The 17,952-nt window shown below is 44.5% G+C and carries 21 protein-coding genes; 15 read left to right on the top strand and 6 right to left on the bottom strand.

The genetic code is table 11. The annotated features are described in order from the left end of the window. Nucleotides 1–2: 2 nt before the first annotated feature. The 7 genes from WCT25_00640 (at nucleotide 3) to WCT25_00670 (ending at nucleotide 6,512) form a co-directional block, all read left to right on the top strand. Nucleotides 3–488 (top strand): DUF6624 domain-containing protein, encoded by a 486-nt coding sequence (locus WCT25_00640; GenBank protein MFA6535919.1) that lies wholly within the window; start codon nucleotides 3–5, stop codon nucleotides 486–488. A 311-nt stretch (nucleotides 489–799) separates the two neighbouring features. Then, nucleotides 800–1,060, top strand: a complete 261-nt coding sequence (locus tag WCT25_00645; protein ID MFA6535920.1) for a DUF397 domain-containing protein — start codon at nucleotides 800–802, stop codon at nucleotides 1,058–1,060. Between the two features lie 78 nt (nucleotides 1,061–1,138). After that, entirely contained in the window at nucleotides 1,139–2,746 is a 1,608-nt protein-coding gene (locus WCT25_00650) for an ABC-F family ATP-binding cassette domain-containing protein (GenBank protein MFA6535921.1), read from the top strand. A gap of 146 nt (nucleotides 2,747–2,892) precedes the next feature. Beyond that, a complete protein-coding gene (locus WCT25_00655) occupies nucleotides 2,893–3,708 on the top strand; it encodes a hypothetical protein (GenBank protein MFA6535922.1) in 816 nt (271 codons plus the stop codon). A 53-nt stretch (nucleotides 3,709–3,761) separates the two neighbouring features. Further along, on the top strand, nucleotides 3,762–4,646 hold the full coding sequence (locus WCT25_00660) for a class I SAM-dependent methyltransferase (protein MFA6535923.1): 885 nt from the start codon (nucleotides 3,762–3,764) through the stop codon (nucleotides 4,644–4,646). A gap of 2 nt (nucleotides 4,647–4,648) precedes the next feature. Further along, nucleotides 4,649–6,292 (top strand): ATP-binding protein, encoded by a 1,644-nt coding sequence (locus tag WCT25_00665; GenBank protein ID MFA6535924.1) that lies wholly within the window; start codon nucleotides 4,649–4,651, stop codon nucleotides 6,290–6,292. 70 nt (nucleotides 6,293–6,362) lie between these two features. Beyond that, nucleotides 6,363–6,512: a hypothetical protein gene (locus tag WCT25_00670; GenBank protein ID MFA6535925.1), complete on the top strand. Its 150-nt coding sequence runs from the start codon at nucleotides 6,363–6,365 to the stop codon at nucleotides 6,510–6,512. A 45-nt stretch (nucleotides 6,513–6,557) separates the two neighbouring features. On the opposite strand, the gene WCT25_00675 is transcribed toward WCT25_00670, so the two are convergent. Continuing rightward, the gene (locus WCT25_00675) at nucleotides 6,558–7,058 is read right to left on the bottom strand and encodes a hypothetical protein (protein ID MFA6535926.1); all 501 of its coding nucleotides are present in this window, start codon (nucleotides 7,056–7,058) and stop codon (nucleotides 6,558–6,560) included. A 52-nt stretch (nucleotides 7,059–7,110) separates the two neighbouring features. Between WCT25_00675 and WCT25_00680 the strand changes: the two genes are divergently transcribed. From WCT25_00680 to WCT25_00700, 5 genes are all read left to right on the top strand, one after another. Then, nucleotides 7,111–8,064: a hypothetical protein gene (locus WCT25_00680; GenBank protein MFA6535927.1), complete on the top strand. Its 954-nt coding sequence runs from the start codon at nucleotides 7,111–7,113 to the stop codon at nucleotides 8,062–8,064. Between the two features lie 343 nt (nucleotides 8,065–8,407). Continuing rightward, nucleotides 8,408–8,614: a hypothetical protein gene (locus tag WCT25_00685; protein MFA6535928.1), complete on the top strand. Its 207-nt coding sequence runs from the start codon at nucleotides 8,408–8,410 to the stop codon at nucleotides 8,612–8,614. 8 nt (nucleotides 8,615–8,622) lie between these two features. Next, on the top strand, nucleotides 8,623–8,877 hold the full coding sequence (locus WCT25_00690; GenBank protein ID MFA6535929.1) for a type II toxin-antitoxin system RelE/ParE family toxin: 255 nt from the start codon (nucleotides 8,623–8,625) through the stop codon (nucleotides 8,875–8,877). Nucleotides 8,878–9,069: 192 nt separating this feature from the next. Beyond that, nucleotides 9,070–9,537 carry an NUDIX domain-containing protein gene (locus WCT25_00695; GenBank protein MFA6535930.1) on the top strand — a complete coding sequence of 156 codons (468 nt, stop codon included), beginning with the start codon at nucleotides 9,070–9,072 and terminating at the stop codon, nucleotides 9,535–9,537. A 19-nt stretch (nucleotides 9,538–9,556) separates the two neighbouring features. After that, a complete protein-coding gene (locus tag WCT25_00700; GenBank protein ID MFA6535931.1) occupies nucleotides 9,557–10,165 on the top strand; it encodes a Type 1 glutamine amidotransferase-like domain-containing protein in 609 nt (202 codons plus the stop codon). Nucleotides 10,166–10,196: 31 nt separating this feature from the next. Here WCT25_00700 and WCT25_00705 read toward each other — a convergent pair whose 3' ends face one another. From WCT25_00705 to WCT25_00720, 4 genes are all read right to left on the bottom strand, one after another. Next, entirely contained in the window at nucleotides 10,197–10,952 is a 756-nt protein-coding gene (locus WCT25_00705; GenBank protein MFA6535932.1) for a hypothetical protein, read from the bottom strand. Beyond that, nucleotides 10,949–12,067 (bottom strand): alanine--tRNA ligase-related protein, encoded by a 1,119-nt coding sequence (locus WCT25_00710; GenBank protein MFA6535933.1) that lies wholly within the window; start codon nucleotides 12,065–12,067, stop codon nucleotides 10,949–10,951. The genes WCT25_00705 and WCT25_00710 overlap by 4 nt, the downstream gene beginning before the upstream one ends. After that, nucleotides 12,064–13,074: a hypothetical protein gene (locus WCT25_00715; protein ID MFA6535934.1), complete on the bottom strand. Its 1,011-nt coding sequence runs from the start codon at nucleotides 13,072–13,074 to the stop codon at nucleotides 12,064–12,066. The genes WCT25_00710 and WCT25_00715 overlap by 4 nt, the downstream gene beginning before the upstream one ends. Nucleotides 13,075–13,286: 212 nt before the next feature. Then, the gene (locus WCT25_00720) at nucleotides 13,287–14,024 is read right to left on the bottom strand and encodes an aldo/keto reductase (GenBank protein MFA6535935.1); all 738 of its coding nucleotides are present in this window, start codon (nucleotides 14,022–14,024) and stop codon (nucleotides 13,287–13,289) included. Between the two features lie 165 nt (nucleotides 14,025–14,189). On the opposite strand from WCT25_00720, the gene WCT25_00725 reads away from it, so the two are divergent. The 3 genes from WCT25_00725 to WCT25_00735 all read left to right on the top strand — a co-directional run bounded on the left by WCT25_00725 (nucleotide 14,190) and on the right by WCT25_00735 (nucleotide 16,234). Further along, nucleotides 14,190–15,482 carry an alanine--tRNA ligase-related protein gene (locus tag WCT25_00725; protein ID MFA6535936.1) on the top strand — a complete coding sequence of 431 codons (1,293 nt, stop codon included), beginning with the start codon at nucleotides 14,190–14,192 and terminating at the stop codon, nucleotides 15,480–15,482. 301 nt (nucleotides 15,483–15,783) lie between these two features. Beyond that, complete coding sequence (locus WCT25_00730) at nucleotides 15,784–16,029, top strand: type II toxin-antitoxin system HicB family antitoxin (protein MFA6535937.1); 246 nt, start codon at nucleotides 15,784–15,786, stop codon at nucleotides 16,027–16,029. Further along, nucleotides 16,022–16,234, top strand: a complete 213-nt coding sequence (locus tag WCT25_00735; GenBank protein ID MFA6535938.1) for a type II toxin-antitoxin system HicA family toxin — start codon at nucleotides 16,022–16,024, stop codon at nucleotides 16,232–16,234. Before WCT25_00730 ends, WCT25_00735 begins: the two co-directional genes overlap by 8 nt. Nucleotides 16,235–16,241: 7 nt before the next feature. Here WCT25_00735 and lysS read toward each other — a convergent pair whose 3' ends face one another. Continuing rightward, on the bottom strand, nucleotides 16,242–17,696 hold the full coding sequence (lysS, locus tag WCT25_00740; GenBank protein MFA6535939.1) for a lysine--tRNA ligase: 1,455 nt from the start codon (nucleotides 17,694–17,696) through the stop codon (nucleotides 16,242–16,244). Between the last annotated feature and the right edge of the window lie 256 nt (nucleotides 17,697–17,952).

Consider the following 17,952-nt stretch of genomic DNA (forward strand, 5'->3'; position numbering starts at 1 on the left):
ATATGTACCCAAAAAAGCAAACGAAAATCATCGAAGATTTTTACGATACAGACCAACAATCTATTAAGCTATTTAGACTAGGGAAGTTGTCTGGACCAGAATTAGAAAAAATAAACCAAGAAAGCACAGAGACACTTAAGCAGATTATCGCTGAATATGGTTTTCCGTTTAGAAACGTGGCCTCAGAAAAGGCCTACTTAAGCGCCTTTTTAATTACACAGCACTCCTGCGACCACGGCTTTATGGGCAAGGTAATTGAAATATTTTTAAAAGCAAACAATGAGCAGATTCGTCGAAAGGATTTGGGGTATCTGATTGACCGACTGAGAATTTTAAAAAATCTCCCCCAGCTCTACGGCACGCAATACAAGAAAAATGGCGACGATGTTCAGTTCCTGCCAATCGAGGACGAGGCAAACCTAGAAAAACGCCGCGCCGATTTGGAAATGGGCAGTTGGGACGATTATAAAAAACTAATTCGCGGTTAGGGTCGGTATAACCAAGTGATTTATAAAATTGCGTGGTCGGTTTCAGAAAAAAGGGGAAGAGTCTGAAAATTTGATATATACCCTCATGCTAAGCCAAAGAGCGATTGAGAAGATGTTGAGTATTAAAGAGGGGACTCGAATTACGGCCGAGGAGATGGCCAAGAGTTTGAAGATGGCCTTTTAATTAAAATTTTGACTTTCCGCATGAATTTTGAAGAGCAGTTTTAGAATTTTTGCTGGTTGTTGGAACAATATTGCTCATGTTGACAGTAATATATAGAGTACTTATACTTAACATCAGAGAACCGTAAATGCGGTTACTCCTAACAACCAGTCAAACCCCAAATGGTGAGGAAATCAGTATGATAAGCAGACCAGTCCCCGACAGCTCTTTTGTGAAATCGAGCTACAGCCAGCCAGGAGGAATCATCAATTGTGTTGCCGTGGCCCGCACCCCCGATGTGGTGGCGGTTCGCGACACAAAGGATCCTTCCAAAACAACCCTCGCATTTACACACTCCGAATGGAAGGCGTTTTTGCAAGGAGTTCGTGCCGGTGAATTCGACATCTGAACGACGACACGGATACTAAAGGGCACGCGAAAAACGTGCTCTTTATATTTTCAAATAGATATCGGAAAAATAAAAATGATGATTAAAGTCAAAAATATTTCAAAAAGCTACGGAACACTCGTTGCTCTCAATGAGATATCTTTTTGTCTGGAAGATAGATGGAAAGTCGCGCTTGTCGGACCAAACGGCACAGGGAAAACTACTTTGCTCAAAATTCTTGCTGGCATAGAAGATTATGATGGTGGCTCGATCAAATACCCAGCCAAAATTCGAATTGGTTATTTGCCTCAAGATGTAAGTTTTGTCGAAGAGATGACAATACTCTCATATATTCATCTTGTGTCTGACTTTGGAAATAAGGCTGGGAGCAAAGCGGCTGAATATAATTTTGAGCATCAAATGAAACTGGTACTGGCAGGTTTTGGTTTGGGTGACATTTCTCTAGACAGAGAGCTTTCAAGTTTAAGTAGTGGGCAGAAAACAAAAATTGCGCTTACTGGATTGCTACTTAAAGACGTTGACCTTTTGCTGCTTGATGAACCGACCAATAATCTTGACATACCCTCTCTCATTTGGCTTGAGGATTTTCTTAAAAAATCCCACGCAATTTACATTGTCGTCTCCCACGATAAACGCTTCTTGGATAACGTGACTAGTAGAGTTTTGGAGCTGGATTGGGCGAAACATACTATAACCGCAGAAAAAGGCAGTTATAGTTCCTACCTCGAAAGAAAATTAAAGTTGATTAAGCGACAAAAGGAATCATATCTATCTCAGCAACAGGAAATTGAACGACTTACGCTGGAGGCAAAAAAAAGAAAAGAAAAATCTGCTAAGGGCACACGCTGGACGGGGACGGACAACGATAAGTTTTTAAGAGGTTTCAAACGGGAACAAGCTGGTAAATCAGGGCGGGGGGCTAAGACGTTGGAAAAGCGAATTGAACAGATGGAAGAAATTGAAAAGATTGAAGAAAAAATCCCGCTCAATATCAACCTAGAAGCTATACATTCAGGTGCACAGGCGGATATCAATCTGGTCGATGCGGTGGCGCGCTATGCTAGTGGTTTTTCCGTTGGCCCTGTTTCTCTGGAGATTAGATACGGTAAACGAATTGGCCTAGTCGGAGAAAATGGTTCGGGCAAATCGACCTTGCTCAAAATTATTTCGGGAGAAACTATGCCTAAAAGTGGCCAGACTAGCATTGGTTCAGGAGTTCGTGTCGGCAATATGATGCAGGAACATAACAATCTTCCACGAACCGAAATGGTGATGACCTTTTTAATGCAAAAGACAGGACTTGCCGAGAATGAGATTTACAACGCTTTAGTAAAAATTGGTTTCTCTGAGAGAAATATTCGAGGTCAGATTTCAGAATTAAGCCCAGGTGCCCGTGCCCGACTTTCGCTCACAATATTCTCTCTACTCTCTGTAAATGTCTTGATCCTAGACGAGCCGACAAATCATCTGGACATTGAAGCCACCGCAGTTTTGGAAGAGTTACTTAAAAAGTATGAAGGAACGGTTATTTTAGTCTCTCATGATCGTTATTTTCTTGAAAAAACGCGACTGGATTCTATCTATCTACTCGAACACAAAATTATCAGAAGAATTTCAGGCCTACAGGAATATACTGCTCAAGCCGAAAAAGATGCACAAAAATTATTAAAAAAATTAGCTTTCTAAATTTTTCGGCAGAAAGATAGGGATTTGATATAATACCCCCATGCTAAGCCAAAGAGCGATTGAGGAAATGCTGGGGATTAAAGAGGGGACTCAGGTCACAGCCGAGGAGATGGCGAAATTATAATCAGAATTTTTGAATTTGCAGTATGAATTTCGAAGAGCAGTTTCGGAAAAAATTTTCAGTAACTGTCCGCGGTAAAAACATTTACTTTGTGGATGTTGCCCCAAATCAAGCGGTCGAGGTGCCGATTTTTTTGGGACCCGGTTGGGGAGAGACACCGAATACCTTTAAGGATACCATCCGGGTGTTATTTGAGGCCGGATTTCGGGTTTTATGTGTTGAACATTCAAGGCAGGATCTGAAATTGATTACAAAGGGCAATTTGCCTCATCTGGAATTACAAAAAGCTGAGACTATCCTGCAAATACTGGAGGCGCAGAAAGTGGACGCAGTCAGCCTGATTGCTCATTCTGAAGGAGCTATTAATTGTATTATATCGGCTTCGCTCCGGCCGGAACTTTTTCGGAACATGATTCTAGTTGGACCCTGTGGCCTGATGCGAGAAGAGACATTCATTAAACTAGTTGGCCGTTTTATTCTGAACCTATTGGAGGGGGTGGCTAGAGCCGCTAGAGAACCGGCGGCCCGCGTTCGATTGTTGCGATCTGCTGAAGAAACCGCAAAATATTTTCTTAAGAACCCGATTATGGGCCTACTTGAGGGCGGAGCCATTTCTCATACCAAGCTTTTGGTTCTTTTAGAAAAACTATACCGAAGCGGTCTCAAGGCTGTAATCATTCACGGCTCTGACGATTGGGTTTTCCCAATTAAAGGGATGCGAGACCTTAGAAATTTAAGCTACATAGACTTTCATTTGGTTAAAGGCGACCATCATGATATTTATGCCAATCCAAAAAATTACCTATCATTCTTTAAGGACAGTCTCGCTAAGACAAATTGAGCGTTTAGGTTATCCGTTTACCACGTGAGCCTGGTTTGATATCATTGATTGATATGGAAAAATACTTATCGACCGAAAATCTGGAAAGACATAGTCTTGGCGTAAAAGTCATTAGGATTTTTACTGTTCCTTTATTGAACAATCTACCCGCCTCCTTAGTCCAGAAAATGATGAAAAAATCTAGCAAGGATGCCTCGGCCGTGGTAGAGAGGGGAGGATCGACTCATGCCCTCGAAGCCATGTATAGCCGCCACAGCCGGAGTATTTTTTCAAGAGGATTTTGGCAAGGACTGGCCGATAGTTTCTGGCATCATGTGATTTCTCAGCCAAAAGCGATTCGAAATCGGTTAAAAATTGTAGAGCTGGCGATTGAAAAGGAGCTTGTGAAAATAATCTCCGAGAAAAGTGTAGACACTGACCCCGTTAGGATTCTAAATGTTGGGGGCGGTTCGTCTCGAGCGATTATGCACGTTCTGAATCGAATCTTCCAAGACCACCCGAATGTTCAAATTAAGGTAACCAATATTGATAAAGATGCTCGAGCTATCGAGCTGGGTAAAAAGATTGCAGAGCAACAAAAGCTCGGCCACTGTTTTGAGTGGATTAATGACGATGCTCGTAATATCTCAAAACTGGTGAGCCCAGAATCATTCGACCTAGTTGAAATGGTTGGTTTGCTAGATTACTTTCAAAACGATCGAGGCACCCAAGTCATCGGACAAATCTATAATGCCCTCAAAGTTGGCGGTATGTTTATTGTCGCCAATGTTTTTCCGAATTCGGAAATGCCTTTTGTCTACAAGACTGGCTGGCCCAAAATGTACTACAAGACGCCTGAAGATATTCGCACGATTTTAAAGCAAAGCGGGTTTAACGCCGAACCCGACATTTTTACAGAGCCCCTGAAAGTTCATATAATAGGTGTTGTAAGAAAATAATTATGGAGATATTTGCGATATCGGGTTTAATCAACGGGATTGTCGCCACCGCGTTCGGTGTTCTTGTTATTTTAAAAAACTGGAAGGATCGTTCGAACCAGTTATACTTTTTGATGACTGCAGCTCTAGCTCTCTGGTCTTTCAGCTATTGGCAGTGGCTTTTATCTAGTGACTACACAACCGCCCTCTTTTGGGTGCGCACCCTCTCTGTTGGATCATTGTTTATCCCAATTTTTTTCTTTCATTGGGTCATTCAGCTAACTAAAAATAGGACATATAACTGTGTTGTTCTAAAAATTGTCTACGCAATCGCCGTAATCATTATCTTTTTTGTAAATTCACCACTTTTTATTGCAAACCTAGAAGGTAAATCGATTTTTACCTTCTGGCCAAATGCCGGAATGGTGTATGACATTTATTTTTCTTATATTTATGTCGGCTTAATTCTTTATACAATTTATATTTTGATCCGCTCGTATCGACTTGCCGCTGACAACGATCGCAAGGGACAGATTCTTTACATACTCATCGGAGCGATTCTTGGTTTTGGTGGCGGTCTGACAAATTTCCCACTTTGGTTCGGGATTCCTCTTCCGCCATATGGAAATTTTCTGGTCGCCGCCTTTCCATTTTTGCTAGGCTACTCAGTTTTAAAGTTTAAATTATTCGACGCAAAAACAATCGCCACCGAGCTCTTAGTTTTCTTCATCGAAATTATTCTACTTGTCCAAGCCGTTCTATCCAAGTCGGCTACTGAAGCAGTCCTCAAAGGGGGTCTTTTCATCGTTGTCGGAATCTTCGGCTATTTACTTATTAAAAGTGTGTATCGCGAAGTTGAGCAACGCCAACAAATCGAGCAATTGGCCGCTAAGCTTGAAGCGTCGAATGAGGCCCTGGAAGGGGTTAACAAAAATTTGGCGGTGGCGAATGAAAAGCTGAAGGAGTTGGATCAGCTGAAAAGTGAATTTGTGTCGCTGGCAACCCATCAAATCCGCGGCCCGCTTACCGCGATCAAGGGCTACGCGTCACTCATTATGGAAGGAGATTACGGCCGAATTTCGGCCAAGGTGAAGGAGGCGCTCGACTATATTTATAAATCGACCGAATCACTTGTCCTCGTGGTTAGTGACTTCTTGGATGTCTCGCGCATCGAGCAGGGCCGAATGAAATATGATTTTAAAATTTTTGATTTTCGAGATTTGGTGAAAGAGATTGTCAATGAATTAAAACCGAATATCGACAAAGCCGGCCTGAATTTTACTTTTGAATCCAAGGAGGAGGAAAAATTCCCAATCAACGGCGACCAGGTCAAACTCAAGCAGGTCATCGCCAACATCATCGACAATTCGGTCAAATACACACCTAAAGGCTCCGTCAAAGTCTCCGTCACTAAGCATGGCAAGAAAATCAAGTTTGCCGTCAAGGATACGGGGGTGGGAATTTCGCCAGATACTCTGCCGAGACTCTTTGCCAAATTTAGCCGCGCCCAAGATGCCAGCTTGACCAACACTAGCGGCACAGGTCTCGGTTTGTATCTCGCCAAAGCCATCATCGAAGCCCATCAGGGCAAAATCTGGGCCGAGTCGGAGGGGAAGGGGAAGGGTTCACAATTCTATGTCGAACTTGACGAAACTAAGAAAATTTAGCTAGAATACAAGGGAACAGCCGATAGGTGTCGGATTTGCTCCAAAAAAACCCAAAATGAAAGGCGATTGTATGGATTCCCAGGCCCAACAACCCTTCATGTTCGGTTTCAAGGTTAGCGTCGACTTGAAAGAAGAGGTCGCTAACTCGCAGGCGTGTGGCGGTACCTACTACACCACAAGCTCCGGCGGAAGAGAAACCGAATATGATGAGGACCCGTAAGTTTTGACGGAACAAGCACACACTTTGATCAGATCAGATTTCTAGTCAAAGTGTTTTTTTATTAAGTCTCACCAGTTTAGCTTTTATTTCCTTTAGGGTTGGGACATTAAACTCAATCCTTTCCGAGTCGGTCGTTTTTGGATCGATCGGAAACAGCTTCCACCTGCCGGTCTTAATGTTTCTCTGAAATTGAGTCCCGAATTTCTGCTTTAATCCTTGTTGGGTGAGAATTCGGTCTGTGACGGCAGCGAAAAGCCATTTCGCTGGTTTATAATTCCTTTCCATACTCCCATTGACAAGTCGCAAGGCAATTTTTGTGTCGGAGAGCTTGCCACTATGGTGAAATATCATAGCTGCGCAGTAAAATTCCTTACCATTCTTTAGTTGTCCACTTTTAACTATCCGCTTAGCTTCTGCCAGTCGATAGTTGTCCCTCTTAACCATAAGAGCGAAGTCTTTTTCGAAAAGTTTCGCTTTTCTATCTCGTTGGCCAGCTAAGAACAGACCCACAATTTTACTCAATCTTTTCCTTGACATGTCTACCATGCTATATTACTCTAATTTTGAAGTCAACCGAACATTCAAAAATTGAGGATTTATGATTCTTATTCTAACCAAGTCCTACGACCCAACGGCAGATTTTGTCTGTGAAAAAGCAAAAATGCGCGGGATAGGAGTTCACAGGGTTGATCTGGACTCCTTGCCGAAAGAAGGAACAGTGTCGATCATGGGTAACGGCTCCTGGGCTATTGATGCCAACACCGGCAAAATCGATAGCAGGGAGATTAAAAGGGTGTGGCAAAGGCGAATTCCCACAATCAAAATGGGGTTTCCTGACCCAGAAGCAAACGAGTACGCGGAAAAAGAATGGAGACTATTGTTTGAGTGGTGGATTAATTCACTTCCGGATGGCCGGGTGTTGGATCCCGAGCACCGGCTAAAATTCGCTTACAACAAACTCCTTCAGCTTCAGTGTGCGAAACGAGTGGGATTGACTGTTCCTGACACCTTGGTCACAACAGACAGGGTGCTAGTGGAGCAATTTTATGAAAAGCACGGTGGCATGATTGTTGTCAAATCTCTTGGTGGTTTTGGTAAAGTCCATACCGATCGGCAAGAGTTTGAAGCGATCTATACGAGCCAAGTTACAGAAAAGGATTTGGCTAGATTATCGGAATTGAAATGTGTGCCAGTTGTTTTCCAGACCTGTATCGAAAAACTCTACGAGATCAGGGCAACGGTCGTAGGTGATCAAATCTTCTCTTGCAAAATTGAGTCCCAAAAGAGCGAGAAAACTAAAATCGACTGGAGAAAATATGATTTCAAGAATGTGCCACATACTCAGATTGAATTACCACCCGCAATTAATGAGAAAATTCTCTCTGTGATGAGCACCTTCGGAATTCACTTCGCCTCCTTTGATCTTGCGTTTGACCAGTCCGGCCAGTACATTTTTTTTGAAATGAACCCTAATAGTCAATGGGTTTGGATTGAAAATCTCACCGGCATGCCGATAACCGAAGCGTTGCTAGACTATCTTAACTGCGACTAAAACAACCACGCAAACCCGATGTATTTTGTCGGGTTTTTAAATTTTGCAATCTTTTGAAAAAATTATTAGGAGCTACATCTGGGCCGAGTCGGAGGGCAAAGGCAAAGGCAGCCAGTTTTATGTGGAGTTGGAGGCTAAACCAGATTAGTAAATTTGGTCGCCCGAACCGTTCGGAACGGTTTTAGGGAGGCGAGGGATTAGTTGAGAAGTTAAAAAGCCCCGACGCTTGTCGCAAGGTCGGGACCCCGACTGAAACGCCGGGGTTTTGAAGTTGGGAGGTTTGGAAGTTTAGAAGGTAGTGGACTTATTGCGCATCCAATTTCGCTGTGGTATTATTTACGATATGAGCACAATCGCTATTCCCAAAACAATAACTAAGGGGGAGGAACTAGTCATTATTCCTAGACGGGAGTATGATCGCTTTTTAGCCATTATTTCCGGCAATGAAGAAATAAAAGGTGATGATGTTCTACGCTGGTCTCGAGAAGCTAAAAGACTTAAAAGAGCTGGTAAATTACCTCTTCTGAACTCTCTTAAAAATCTTTTGTAAAAGATTGCATGAAAATTTATTTTCATCCACGATTTGCAAAGTCATTTAGCAAATTGTCGACTACGCTCAAGGCAAGGGCAATCGATAGGGAAAAGATATTTCGAATTAATCCGTTTAATTCGAGTCTCGATACTCACAAACTTCACGGAAAATTAAGAAATCAATGGAGTTTTTCGGTTAATAGAAAGTGTAGAATTATTTTTGAATTTGTCGACAAGAATGTCATATTCCTCGACATAGGGGACCACTCACTATATCAGTAATTTTAGATTCTCGCCAAATCAATCATCGAAGCCCACCAAGGCAAAATCTGGGCCGAATCCGAGGGTAAAGGTAAGGGGAGTCAGTTTTATGTGGAGCTGGGGGCCAAGGAATAATTAGGACTCGGTAATTTAAGCCCCCTCCTGTGAGGTACGCTACCTTAAAGGAGGGATATAACGAATTAAAATCATTTCATGAAAAGAAACCGTTCAGCTGGAATAGTAATTAAGGACGATAAAGTTCTTGTGATGCATCGTATCAATAGAGGCGATGAATACTGGGTATTTCCTGGTGGCGGACAGGAAGACGGCGAAACATCAGAACAAACAGCGGTCCGTGAAATTGATGAGGAAACAACCATCAAAGTAAAGGTAGGAAGACCCGTATATCACATTACCTGGGATACGGGTGAAGAGAATTTTTTCTACCTCTGCGATTACATTTCAGGAGAGCCGAAATTGAGATCGGACTCGGAAGAAATTCATCAGATGAAGAGTGGCAAACAAGTATATGAACCAATGTGGATCGAGATTAGTAAACTGTCCGAACTCAAGCTTTATCAATTGGAAGTACGAGATTTATTCTTGAGAGACTATAAGTCTGGTTTTCTAGAGCACATGCAAGAATTATTCATTAAGCTCGCCGAGCGAAGACATAAGTAAATTTAATAACAAAAGCCATATGAAATCTGGCAAATTACTTCTAACATCAACAGGTTTATCTTCTGGAAATATCGCAAAAAGATTTCAGAGTTTTTTTGCTGATCCTAGAAGCCAGACTGTTGCAATAGTAACAACGGCGGCAGAAGGTAAGGATCAAAATAAATATTCTCAATTGGCAAAAAAACAGTTAGAGGAAATGGGATTCGTTAAGATTGATTTTGTTGATCTTGAGGCAGAGCCAAGCAGAGACTTTTCTTCATACGGAGTTATCTATGTATGTGGAGGAAACACTTTTAAGCTTCTCAAATTTGCCCGAGAAGCAAATTTTAAAACTTCAATTGAAAACCTCCTGAGTCGAGGTGGTGTATATGTTGGCGTTAGTGCCGGAAGCATTATTGTCGGTCCTTCAATTGACATCACCAACGAGGTAGAACCCGAACCAAATGATATCGGCTTAAAAGATCTTGCTGGTTTTAGCATTACTAATCTTATTATTCTTCCTCATTATTCCTCAGAAAAGGAGCCGGCAACGGCTGATTTTGAGAAAAAATACGGAGTGAGAGTTGAGCGCTTGAACGACTCCCAGGCTGCTCTCCTAGAAAACGGAGAAGAAACTATTGTTGAATAAAAATGGAGACACACTTGCGTATGTCTCCATGTTAGAGCAACTTCTCAATATTACCTGTCAGATCCTTCACCCTTTTCCTTTTAGAAAGTCCGAGGGCGATTTCATAGATAGGCCGGTCCGAGGGCCGAAGGAGAATTGCTTGTCGCTCAAGCGAACGGAATCCACGGAGGTACTGGCGGCTGCGTGCAAACGCCAACCTGATCATTGCAGCTGTAGCATCTGAGAGGCATAGCTCTCGCTCGATGGTTGCATTTCCATGCAATTTTTCAAGTGTTGAGAGTTTTTGTTTTATCTCTTCAGTGCACAACTCAATGATGTTTTTCGAGAGCAAAGCAGGATAGGGAATAAGTAACTCCCTCAAGCGGTCACCGGTGTCGGTTACGTCGTACAAAGTTTCAGCCGTAGCCAAATCTCCGCACAACGCCTCCGGCAACCAGTACCCGGTAGCCCATGAGCGATGTTGACCGCCCAGGTTCTTGCCCTTGATCCATCCTTCAACCTGCCGAACAAGTAGGGCCACATCGCAAACTGCGACACCACCCGTACCCGCTGGTAGATCAAAGCGTACGCTATCGTCGCACACGAAAAAGTTTCCATCAGGCCATCGTTTTCTCAGTAAAGATTCGATGATGGACGAATATGTCTCAATTCTACCCTCATCGCAACCTGCCAAGAGATCAATTTTGCCTTCCGACGAATTCCTCTTCCGTCCGACACGTAAGAGCATTTTCATACCCTGCATCTCACGCAGAACGTGAGCAAGATCAGAGGTTACGCTACTTTTCATAGCGCCCCCTTTCCGCGTTTCGCTTCCTCAAACCCGATTAAGGCCTTTGGAAAACCGAATGTGGATGCCAGATACTCGATGTCTGATTCGGTTAGAGGGCCATCCCTGTGGTAAACGAGCTTTTGATACTCTTTTCTCCCACGCTCAAGGCCTTTCTCGAATTTTGACACCTCTTCAGCAAATACGGTTTTCACCGTCTCGGCCGAAGACCACTGGTTTCCTGATATCATGACAAACTCATCAAATGGAATCGATGCCTGCTGACAGAGGATGAATGCTTCTCGGATAAGTTTCCGAAGAACATAGTCCGCTGCCTTGTTTCCAGGCCGAAGCCCTTGTGATACCAGGATCACCGCCGCCTTGCCGAGATCGGCTAAGCGACACATGTTGGCTTGATCCTGAACTTTGGATCGTTTAGTGAGAGAGCTGACCACACCTACCCAGTTCGAGTTTTCATAGTCGCTTCGGCTGCACTCAACGGCAGTTACGATGCGATCAATACTAGCCCCTGAATCGGCAGCAATCATCTCCAGCGGAGATTCAAAGAGGACTTCGCCTTGGAATTGGGTAAAGACCAAGTTCCAAAGTTCCATTGACTTCCCTGTGCCTGGATTTTGCCAAACAATCTCCGTACGAACGCCGCATCGGTTCCGAGTCGGTGTATAAGTGACGTTTCCATCATTGCTGATGATCCTAACACCTAGCCTTTCCCAGATTCTTTGAGACGTTTCATCTTGTGGGTGCACGGTCGCTGACAGTGTGCTGGGATTAATACCTAAGCACACCGTCAAATATCTCCATGCACTTTCGATCATCACATCCTTCACTTCAGCTTCTTTGTCCTCGTAGAGGGAAAAGTGGCCAAGCATGTCGAATGCTAGATGATGCCTTCCTGAACGACCGATTTTCTCCCATCCATCAGTTCTCAAGCAGGTTTGCACCGAGACGACGCGACTACTTTTGGGAGATGTCCCATTAGAGATCGCGTCTTCGAATACAACTCCACCAGAGATGTTAAACAGGAGTTTCGGATTTGAACTTGCGATCGGAACACTGTCTTGCCACTTGAAACCGAAGGTCCCGAAGTGGCGCTTTATTTCAGCATACGACTTCATGTGGAACCTCCCATTGCCAAGTGTTTGAATACAGTCTGCCTGACTGCGTAGGTGAACTTGTTCATCACGGGATGAGTGACAAGTCCGTGGTTAGTGTCCCAACTTACGACATGAGCCGGAATCCCGAGATTATCCAATATTGCCTGAGCACGTTCGATGTTCATGGAATATGCTGATCCATGAGCACAGATTTGCCGCTGAGCAAGAGGACAACGAGACTCCTCACACTCGTGTCTGGCAAATGCCTGAACCGAAGTGATGCTAGGAATCTTGAGCATCCGAGTAAGCGCGCATGAGGATTTCAGGTATACTGGAACTCCAGAGAAGTGTTCAGCGCTCAAGGAAAAGATAAAGTCTATCAGATCTTGAGGCAGCATCTTCACATTGTCATTCTTAGGAATTTTTGGCATGGGAAGTTTGTGAATCTCCACCAGGCCATTTTCGATACCTTCAGTCCAACGCAATCCTCCAGGGATGATCATGTCAATGACGTTGCCATAGTGCTTTTCGACCCAGAGCATCATCATTTCGATGCGATCCTTGTTTCCGCTCCATTCAGGAACGATCGGTCGCATGTACCATGCGATGGTGGCACCAGCTTCCTTTGCTTCTTCAGCATTCAGAAAGCGGTTGTTGTGAGCAGGTTCAATCGTATCAGGATTGTCTGCCCAGCACAGAGACAACATCAAGCCCCGCGTCGCATTTGTGATGCGGGCGATATCGAGCTTTCTCCCTTTCGGAACGCCACCTTTAGTGACGATCCAAAAGGGATTTCGCAGACCACGTTGCACGAATGCTTCCATGATCTCGAATGTGCTATCTGTGACCGGTCCAGGAGCGAACGGTTCAGTGCTTGCGGTTCCGATGCTGATGATTGTCTCATTTGCAACGAAGAATGGATGCTTGATCAGTTCGTCGATGATTTGGTCAACGGTGAACTGATTGCGTCGCCTCGGTCTTTTCGGCATTGTGCCTTGATCAGCAAGATCCTGATTGGTGTCTTGCACGTGGCAGTATCTGCACTGCCACGAGCATCCAATCCAGAGATCAATACTCAGTGAGCTGTTAGACACACTGACGCACGAGAGGGGATGATTACTGTCAGGAACAAGAACTCCATACGTGTATTCACGCACAGAAAATTCTCGGCCCGTAGTCATCCCGTTGATTGTGACACGCGGTTCCGAACTGGCTGCCGCGAAGTATTCCTGTTTGGAATTCATGTGACAACTCCTTTCAAGTGGTTGATGTTGCGGTTTATTTGTTCTTCCGTCGTCATACCAATGACAACGGATGTTTTAAGCTGCAGGGCATCTTTGACGAGCTGCTCGGCGGTGTGACTGGTAAGCAACTTACCCTGGCAGAAAAGACTTCTCAGAAGAATTTCCTTTTTCATCGCGAGTAAAGAAGGGAGCTGCTTAAGCACCCATTTTTGATTCCGATTGAAAGGAGCTTCGACAACATCAATGTAAGGCAAGACCTTATCACTGATGTCTGATGAAAAATCGTCTGGCAGAGAAATTCCTACCTTTTTAGCGATACCACTATCCTTCACCTCTTGCAGGTGCTGAAGAATAAACACTGCGTCTGACGACCATGAAGGAAGCCAGTTGTGCAGTAAGACTGTGTCGATCTGTGTTCTCCTGAGCCTACTCAGTGAGTTCTCTACACTTTGATCGAGATGATCACGCGAGTAGAATTCATTGATTGGAGCAGGAGCTTTCAAATCAGGTTTTTTGATCGCGGGAATTTTGGTCACAATGACCGCATCTTCCGGCAAGCATGAACCAAGTATCTCTTCAACTTCCCCTCCACCATAGACAGCCGCCGTATCAAAACGACGAATACCGTAGCTGATGGCGAAAAGTAGAAGCGATTCAATGTAGGCGGGGGACAGATTTTTGAACTGTCCTCCAAGTTGCCATGTGCCGAAGTAGAGCCGTTCAAACCATTTCATGTTTTTTCTCCTAATTTTGAGGTTGTTAAAGAGCTTTTAGTTAATTGCTTCTAGCATAAGACTATAACAAAATCGGTGCCAGGTCAACTATACTCTTGTCAATAATTAGAATACATGTTAATCTATTCTAGGATTTGAAACCTTAACAAAAGAGAGGATACTGCAATGAAACTGCCGTACAAGACAACAGAGGAAGTGCGCCAGACATTTCTGGGGCATTTTCTGAAACGTGATCATCGTCTCATCGAGCCATCAGGGATCATCCCAAAGAACGATCCGACCCTCATGTTCATTAACTCGGGCATGGCTCCGCTCAAGCCCTTCTTCACGGGCCAAGAGAAGCCCCCATCCCCACGTCTGACGAATGTGCAGGACTGCATCAGGTTTGTGGATGTTGAAAGCGTCGGCGACTCTTATCACGGAACGAACTTTCGGATGATGGGGTCGTGGTCCTTCGGAGATTATTTCAAGGAACGAGCTATTGAGCTTGCCTTTGAACTCATTACCGACGGATTCGGAATCCCTGTTGACCGACTTTCTGCCACAGTATTCATGGCCGACGAAAGTCTACCCGGTGTGCCGAGCGATGAAGAGTCAGCCCGTATCTGGGAAAAGTTCCTGCCACGAGATCGTATCATTGGCCGACCGCCAGTCGATAACTTCTGGGGTCCAGCTGGAACCAGTGGTCCATGTGGACCGTGCACTGAAGTTTTTTTTGATCGAGGTGAGGAATTCGCCGAGAAAAAAATCGACGACGTGCTGGTTCCTGGGCGGCACATTGAGATCTGGAATGCCGGAGTGTTCATGCAATACTTCAAGGATGAGCAGGGGAATTTTTCCTCGCTTCCTATGAAGTGTGTGGATACAGGCGCAGGGCTCGAGCGTTTCGCAATGATTCTTCAGGATCGTGCTTCGATTCACGAAATCGATCAGTACGATTTGACCTATCAACTCATCAATCAGCGCGTTGGTGATACGGCATGGACACGGGTCATACTTGATCATGTCAAGACCTCGATTCTGATGATTCGGGAAGGTATCGTCCCAAGCAACACTCGGGAAGGGTATCTTCTCCGTCGTGCGCTTCGGCGTGCAATGATTGGTGTCTTCCTGCGGGGGATCAATCTGACCATTCTTCAGGAGTGGGCAGACTCCCTTAGTCAAGTGATTGATAACAAGGACCTGACCTTCCGTCAGAAATCTGTTATTGCTCACTGGCTCAGCGAGGAGCGTGACAGCTTCGAGAAGCTGATGCGTCGCAGCAGGAAGTATCTCGACAAGATCGTGGCCTCTAAGGAGTTGGATGCGCAACACGCATTCACTTTGAAAACCGGCATAGGCATCCCCGAAGATCTTTTGGAGGAATTCTGTGTTCGTCAAGGCATTCTGTTTCCGAAGGTTGAGTTCCTTCGACTTATCGGGGAACACCGGAACATCTCTCGTCGGCCGAAGAAGTAGTTCTTTCGGCAACAAACAAGCCCACCTCGTTCATATCGGGGTGGGCTTTTATTTTGCTACCCCCAAGTCATCCAGAGATGATTTTTGTTAAAAGGTTATCTTGAGTTTCCCATCGGTTCCATTCGAAGGTAGGATCGGACCGAATCCGAAGGTAAGGGCAAGGGTAGCCAATTCTATGTGGAGGTTGAGGAAGCAAGGGATTAGTTGAGAAGTTTTGAAGTTTAGATGTTGAGGAGTTAAAGAGTTTTAGAATTAAGCTGAGGTTGTTTTATGACACAAAATATGCTATTCTATCAAATATATGATTTCAGAATTTGTTGAAAATAAGCTTAAAAATGCTCTATATAAAATCCTAGAAGACAAGACCTACTTTGGCGAAATCAAAGGGGTTAAGGGTGTTTGGGCAAATGCCAAAACCCTTGAGTCTTGTCGGGCAGAGCTCCGTGAGGTGCTTGAGGATTGGATTTTACTGCAAGTGCGAAACGGAAACAAAATCTCCGGCTTACCACTGAGTTTCGATCGACGCAAAGATTTTTCCTATGCCTAGGAACATCTCGCTTCGGATGTTAGTTAAAAAGTTTCGGGCACTGGGTTTTGACGGCCCCTATTCCGGTAGTCGTCATCTTTTTATGGCCAAAAGGGATCTAAAAGTGAGAATCCCCAACCCACACAAAGGCGACATTTCAAAACATTTGGTAGCAGAGATACTTAGGCAGGCGGAAATTACAAGTGACGAATGGGAAAAAGCATAATCAGCGACTATACCCTCGGCCTCATGAGAGGGAAAAGCTGAGCTTCGCGGATGCTTTTACCAGAGAGGAAACTGAAGAGTCGCTCCGAGACACCGAAACCAAACATCGGCGGCATGCCATATTCCATCGCCTCAACATATTCAAAGTCGGCCATTTGGGCCTCTTCATCGCCGGCATCACGGAGTTTTTGCTGTTTTTCAAAGCGCTCACGCTGATCGATAGGATTATTAAGCTCATTAAAAGCCTTGCCAACTTCACTACCCGCCAGGACAATCTGAAAGCGATCAACTACCCGATTATCTTTAGCATTCATCTTAGCGAGTGGTTCCAGATACACCGGAATACCAGTCAAAACTGCCGGACCGCCGAGAGTCTTGCGGATTTGCTTCCAGAGCAAATCCACGCCTCGCCCGACATCAATCTTGGGTTCGTGAGGAATTTTTTCTTTTTTCAGAGAATCAAACACCGTGTTCAAATCAACCGTGCAGGGGTCAAAACCATATTTTTCAGACATCAGGTCGTTGTAATCAAGCTTTTGCCAGTCTGCCCCGAGATCAATCTCAAACTTTCCAATCGTAAATTTCAGAGTGCCGAAAGTTTTCTGGGCGACTTCGCGATACAAATCAATCAACATCGGCACACCCTTTCTCGCATCTTGAAAAGCCTCGTAAAATTCGAAGTGAGTGTAGTCTTGAGCGTGTTCGTAGGACATACCTTCGTTTCGGAACACTCGTCCGATTTCAAAGGTTTTTGGAATCCCGCCGACCATCAACTTCTTGTGCCACAATTCGGTCGAAATGCGAAGATAAACATCCAAGTCCAAGGCATTGTGGTGAGTGATAAAAGGTCGGGCTTCAGCGCCACCAGTTTTGGTCTCCAGAATCGGAGTTTCAACTTCAACAAAACCCCGCACAAGCATAAACGAACGGACCGCATTCCAAAAAATCGAGCGCTTCCTCGCAATTTCGGCCACCTCGGGATTTAAAAGCATATCCAAGTAGCGTTTGCGGTACCGTTCATCCTCATCCTTCAGACCAAACCATTCGTCCGGCACTTGGCGCAGACTTTTAGCGAGCATTCGCCAACTGGTGCCGAGTAGGGAATTGGCCCCGCGTTTGGTAGTAAATGGGGTGCCTGTCACCTCTATAAAATCGCTGGTATCAACTGTTTCAGTGAACAATTTAAAACTGTCCTCACCCAAGTCATCTTTCTTAATCAATGCCTGGACACGAGCGGTGCCATCAAACAAATCGACGAAAATAATGCTACCTTGATCTCGACGAGACATAATCCGGCCAGCCAGGGTGACCGACTTTCCGGATTTCAAAAGCGCCTCAAAAGACTCGGCAAAAGTCCGATTATCATGACTACGAAAAGACTCGGCCGGATAAGGATCGATGCCGTGTCCCCTCAATATTTCCAATTTGGCCAGACGCTCAGAGCGTGTATCTTCGATAGACATATTTAAAATTTAACTTGTTATGGATTATATCAAAAATCGCGATTTCATCAATCGTTAAGAACCCTTACGAATAGGGCATGCGAATACAAAGAAGTTAAGAACCCTTACGAATAGGGCACACGAATATAGTATGCGAATCACGAAACCACGAATACGCGCACACAAATTGGGGCACGGAGTTGAAAGCCCCTACGAATTTGGCTATGGCTGTAGGTTATCAGTTTCCCATTATTCCTAATTCATAATTCTCAATTCA

It is taken from the genome of Candidatus Paceibacterota bacterium (genome assembly GCA_041666545.1).
Taxonomy (GTDB): Bacteria; Patescibacteriota; Minisyncoccia; order Phycocordibacterales; family JBAYGS01; genus JBAYGS01.

What these genes read in the sequence shown, in the direction of transcription:
- WCT25_00650 (MFA6535921.1), top strand. Translation starts at nt 1,139, where the DNA reads ATGATTAAAGTCAAAAATATTTCAAAAAGCTACGGAACACTCGTTGCT.
- WCT25_00640 (MFA6535919.1), top strand. Translation starts at nt 3, where the DNA reads ATGTACCCAAAAAAGCAAACGAAAATCATCGAAGATTTTTACGATACA.
- WCT25_00660 (MFA6535923.1), top strand. Translation starts at nt 3,762, where the DNA reads ATGGAAAAATACTTATCGACCGAAAATCTGGAAAGACATAGTCTTGGC.
- WCT25_00655 (MFA6535922.1), top strand. Translation starts at nt 2,893, where the DNA reads ATGAATTTCGAAGAGCAGTTTCGGAAAAAATTTTCAGTAACTGTCCGC.
- WCT25_00735 (MFA6535938.1), top strand. Translation starts at nt 16,022, where the DNA reads ATGCCTAGGAACATCTCGCTTCGGATGTTAGTTAAAAAGTTTCGGGCA.
- WCT25_00710 (MFA6535933.1), bottom strand. Translation starts at nt 12,067, where the DNA reads ATGAAGTCGTATGCTGAAATAAAGCGCCACTTCGGGACCTTCGGTTTC.
- WCT25_00695 (MFA6535930.1), top strand. Translation starts at nt 9,070, where the DNA reads ATGAAAAGAAACCGTTCAGCTGGAATAGTAATTAAGGACGATAAAGTT.
- lysS (MFA6535939.1), bottom strand. Translation starts at nt 17,696, where the DNA reads ATGTCTATCGAAGATACACGCTCTGAGCGTCTGGCCAAATTGGAAATA.
- WCT25_00670 (MFA6535925.1), top strand. Translation starts at nt 6,363, where the DNA reads ATGGATTCCCAGGCCCAACAACCCTTCATGTTCGGTTTCAAGGTTAGC.
- WCT25_00690 (MFA6535929.1), top strand. Translation starts at nt 8,623, where the DNA reads ATGAAAATTTATTTTCATCCACGATTTGCAAAGTCATTTAGCAAATTG.
- WCT25_00720 (MFA6535935.1), bottom strand. Translation starts at nt 14,024, where the DNA reads ATGAAATGGTTTGAACGGCTCTACTTCGGCACATGGCAACTTGGAGGA.
- WCT25_00675 (MFA6535926.1), bottom strand. Translation starts at nt 7,058, where the DNA reads ATGGTAGACATGTCAAGGAAAAGATTGAGTAAAATTGTGGGTCTGTTC.
- WCT25_00700 (MFA6535931.1), top strand. Translation starts at nt 9,557, where the DNA reads ATGAAATCTGGCAAATTACTTCTAACATCAACAGGTTTATCTTCTGGA.
- WCT25_00680 (MFA6535927.1), top strand. Translation starts at nt 7,111, where the DNA reads ATGATTCTTATTCTAACCAAGTCCTACGACCCAACGGCAGATTTTGTC.
- WCT25_00645 (MFA6535920.1), top strand. Translation starts at nt 800, where the DNA reads ATGCGGTTACTCCTAACAACCAGTCAAACCCCAAATGGTGAGGAAATC.
- WCT25_00705 (MFA6535932.1), bottom strand. Translation starts at nt 10,952, where the DNA reads ATGAAAAGTAGCGTAACCTCTGATCTTGCTCACGTTCTGCGTGAGATG.
- WCT25_00685 (MFA6535928.1), top strand. Translation starts at nt 8,408, where the DNA reads ATGAGCACAATCGCTATTCCCAAAACAATAACTAAGGGGGAGGAACTA.
- WCT25_00730 (MFA6535937.1), top strand. Translation starts at nt 15,784, where the DNA reads ATGATTTCAGAATTTGTTGAAAATAAGCTTAAAAATGCTCTATATAAA.
- WCT25_00665 (MFA6535924.1), top strand. Translation starts at nt 4,649, where the DNA reads ATGGAGATATTTGCGATATCGGGTTTAATCAACGGGATTGTCGCCACC.
- WCT25_00725 (MFA6535936.1), top strand. Translation starts at nt 14,190, where the DNA reads ATGAAACTGCCGTACAAGACAACAGAGGAAGTGCGCCAGACATTTCTG.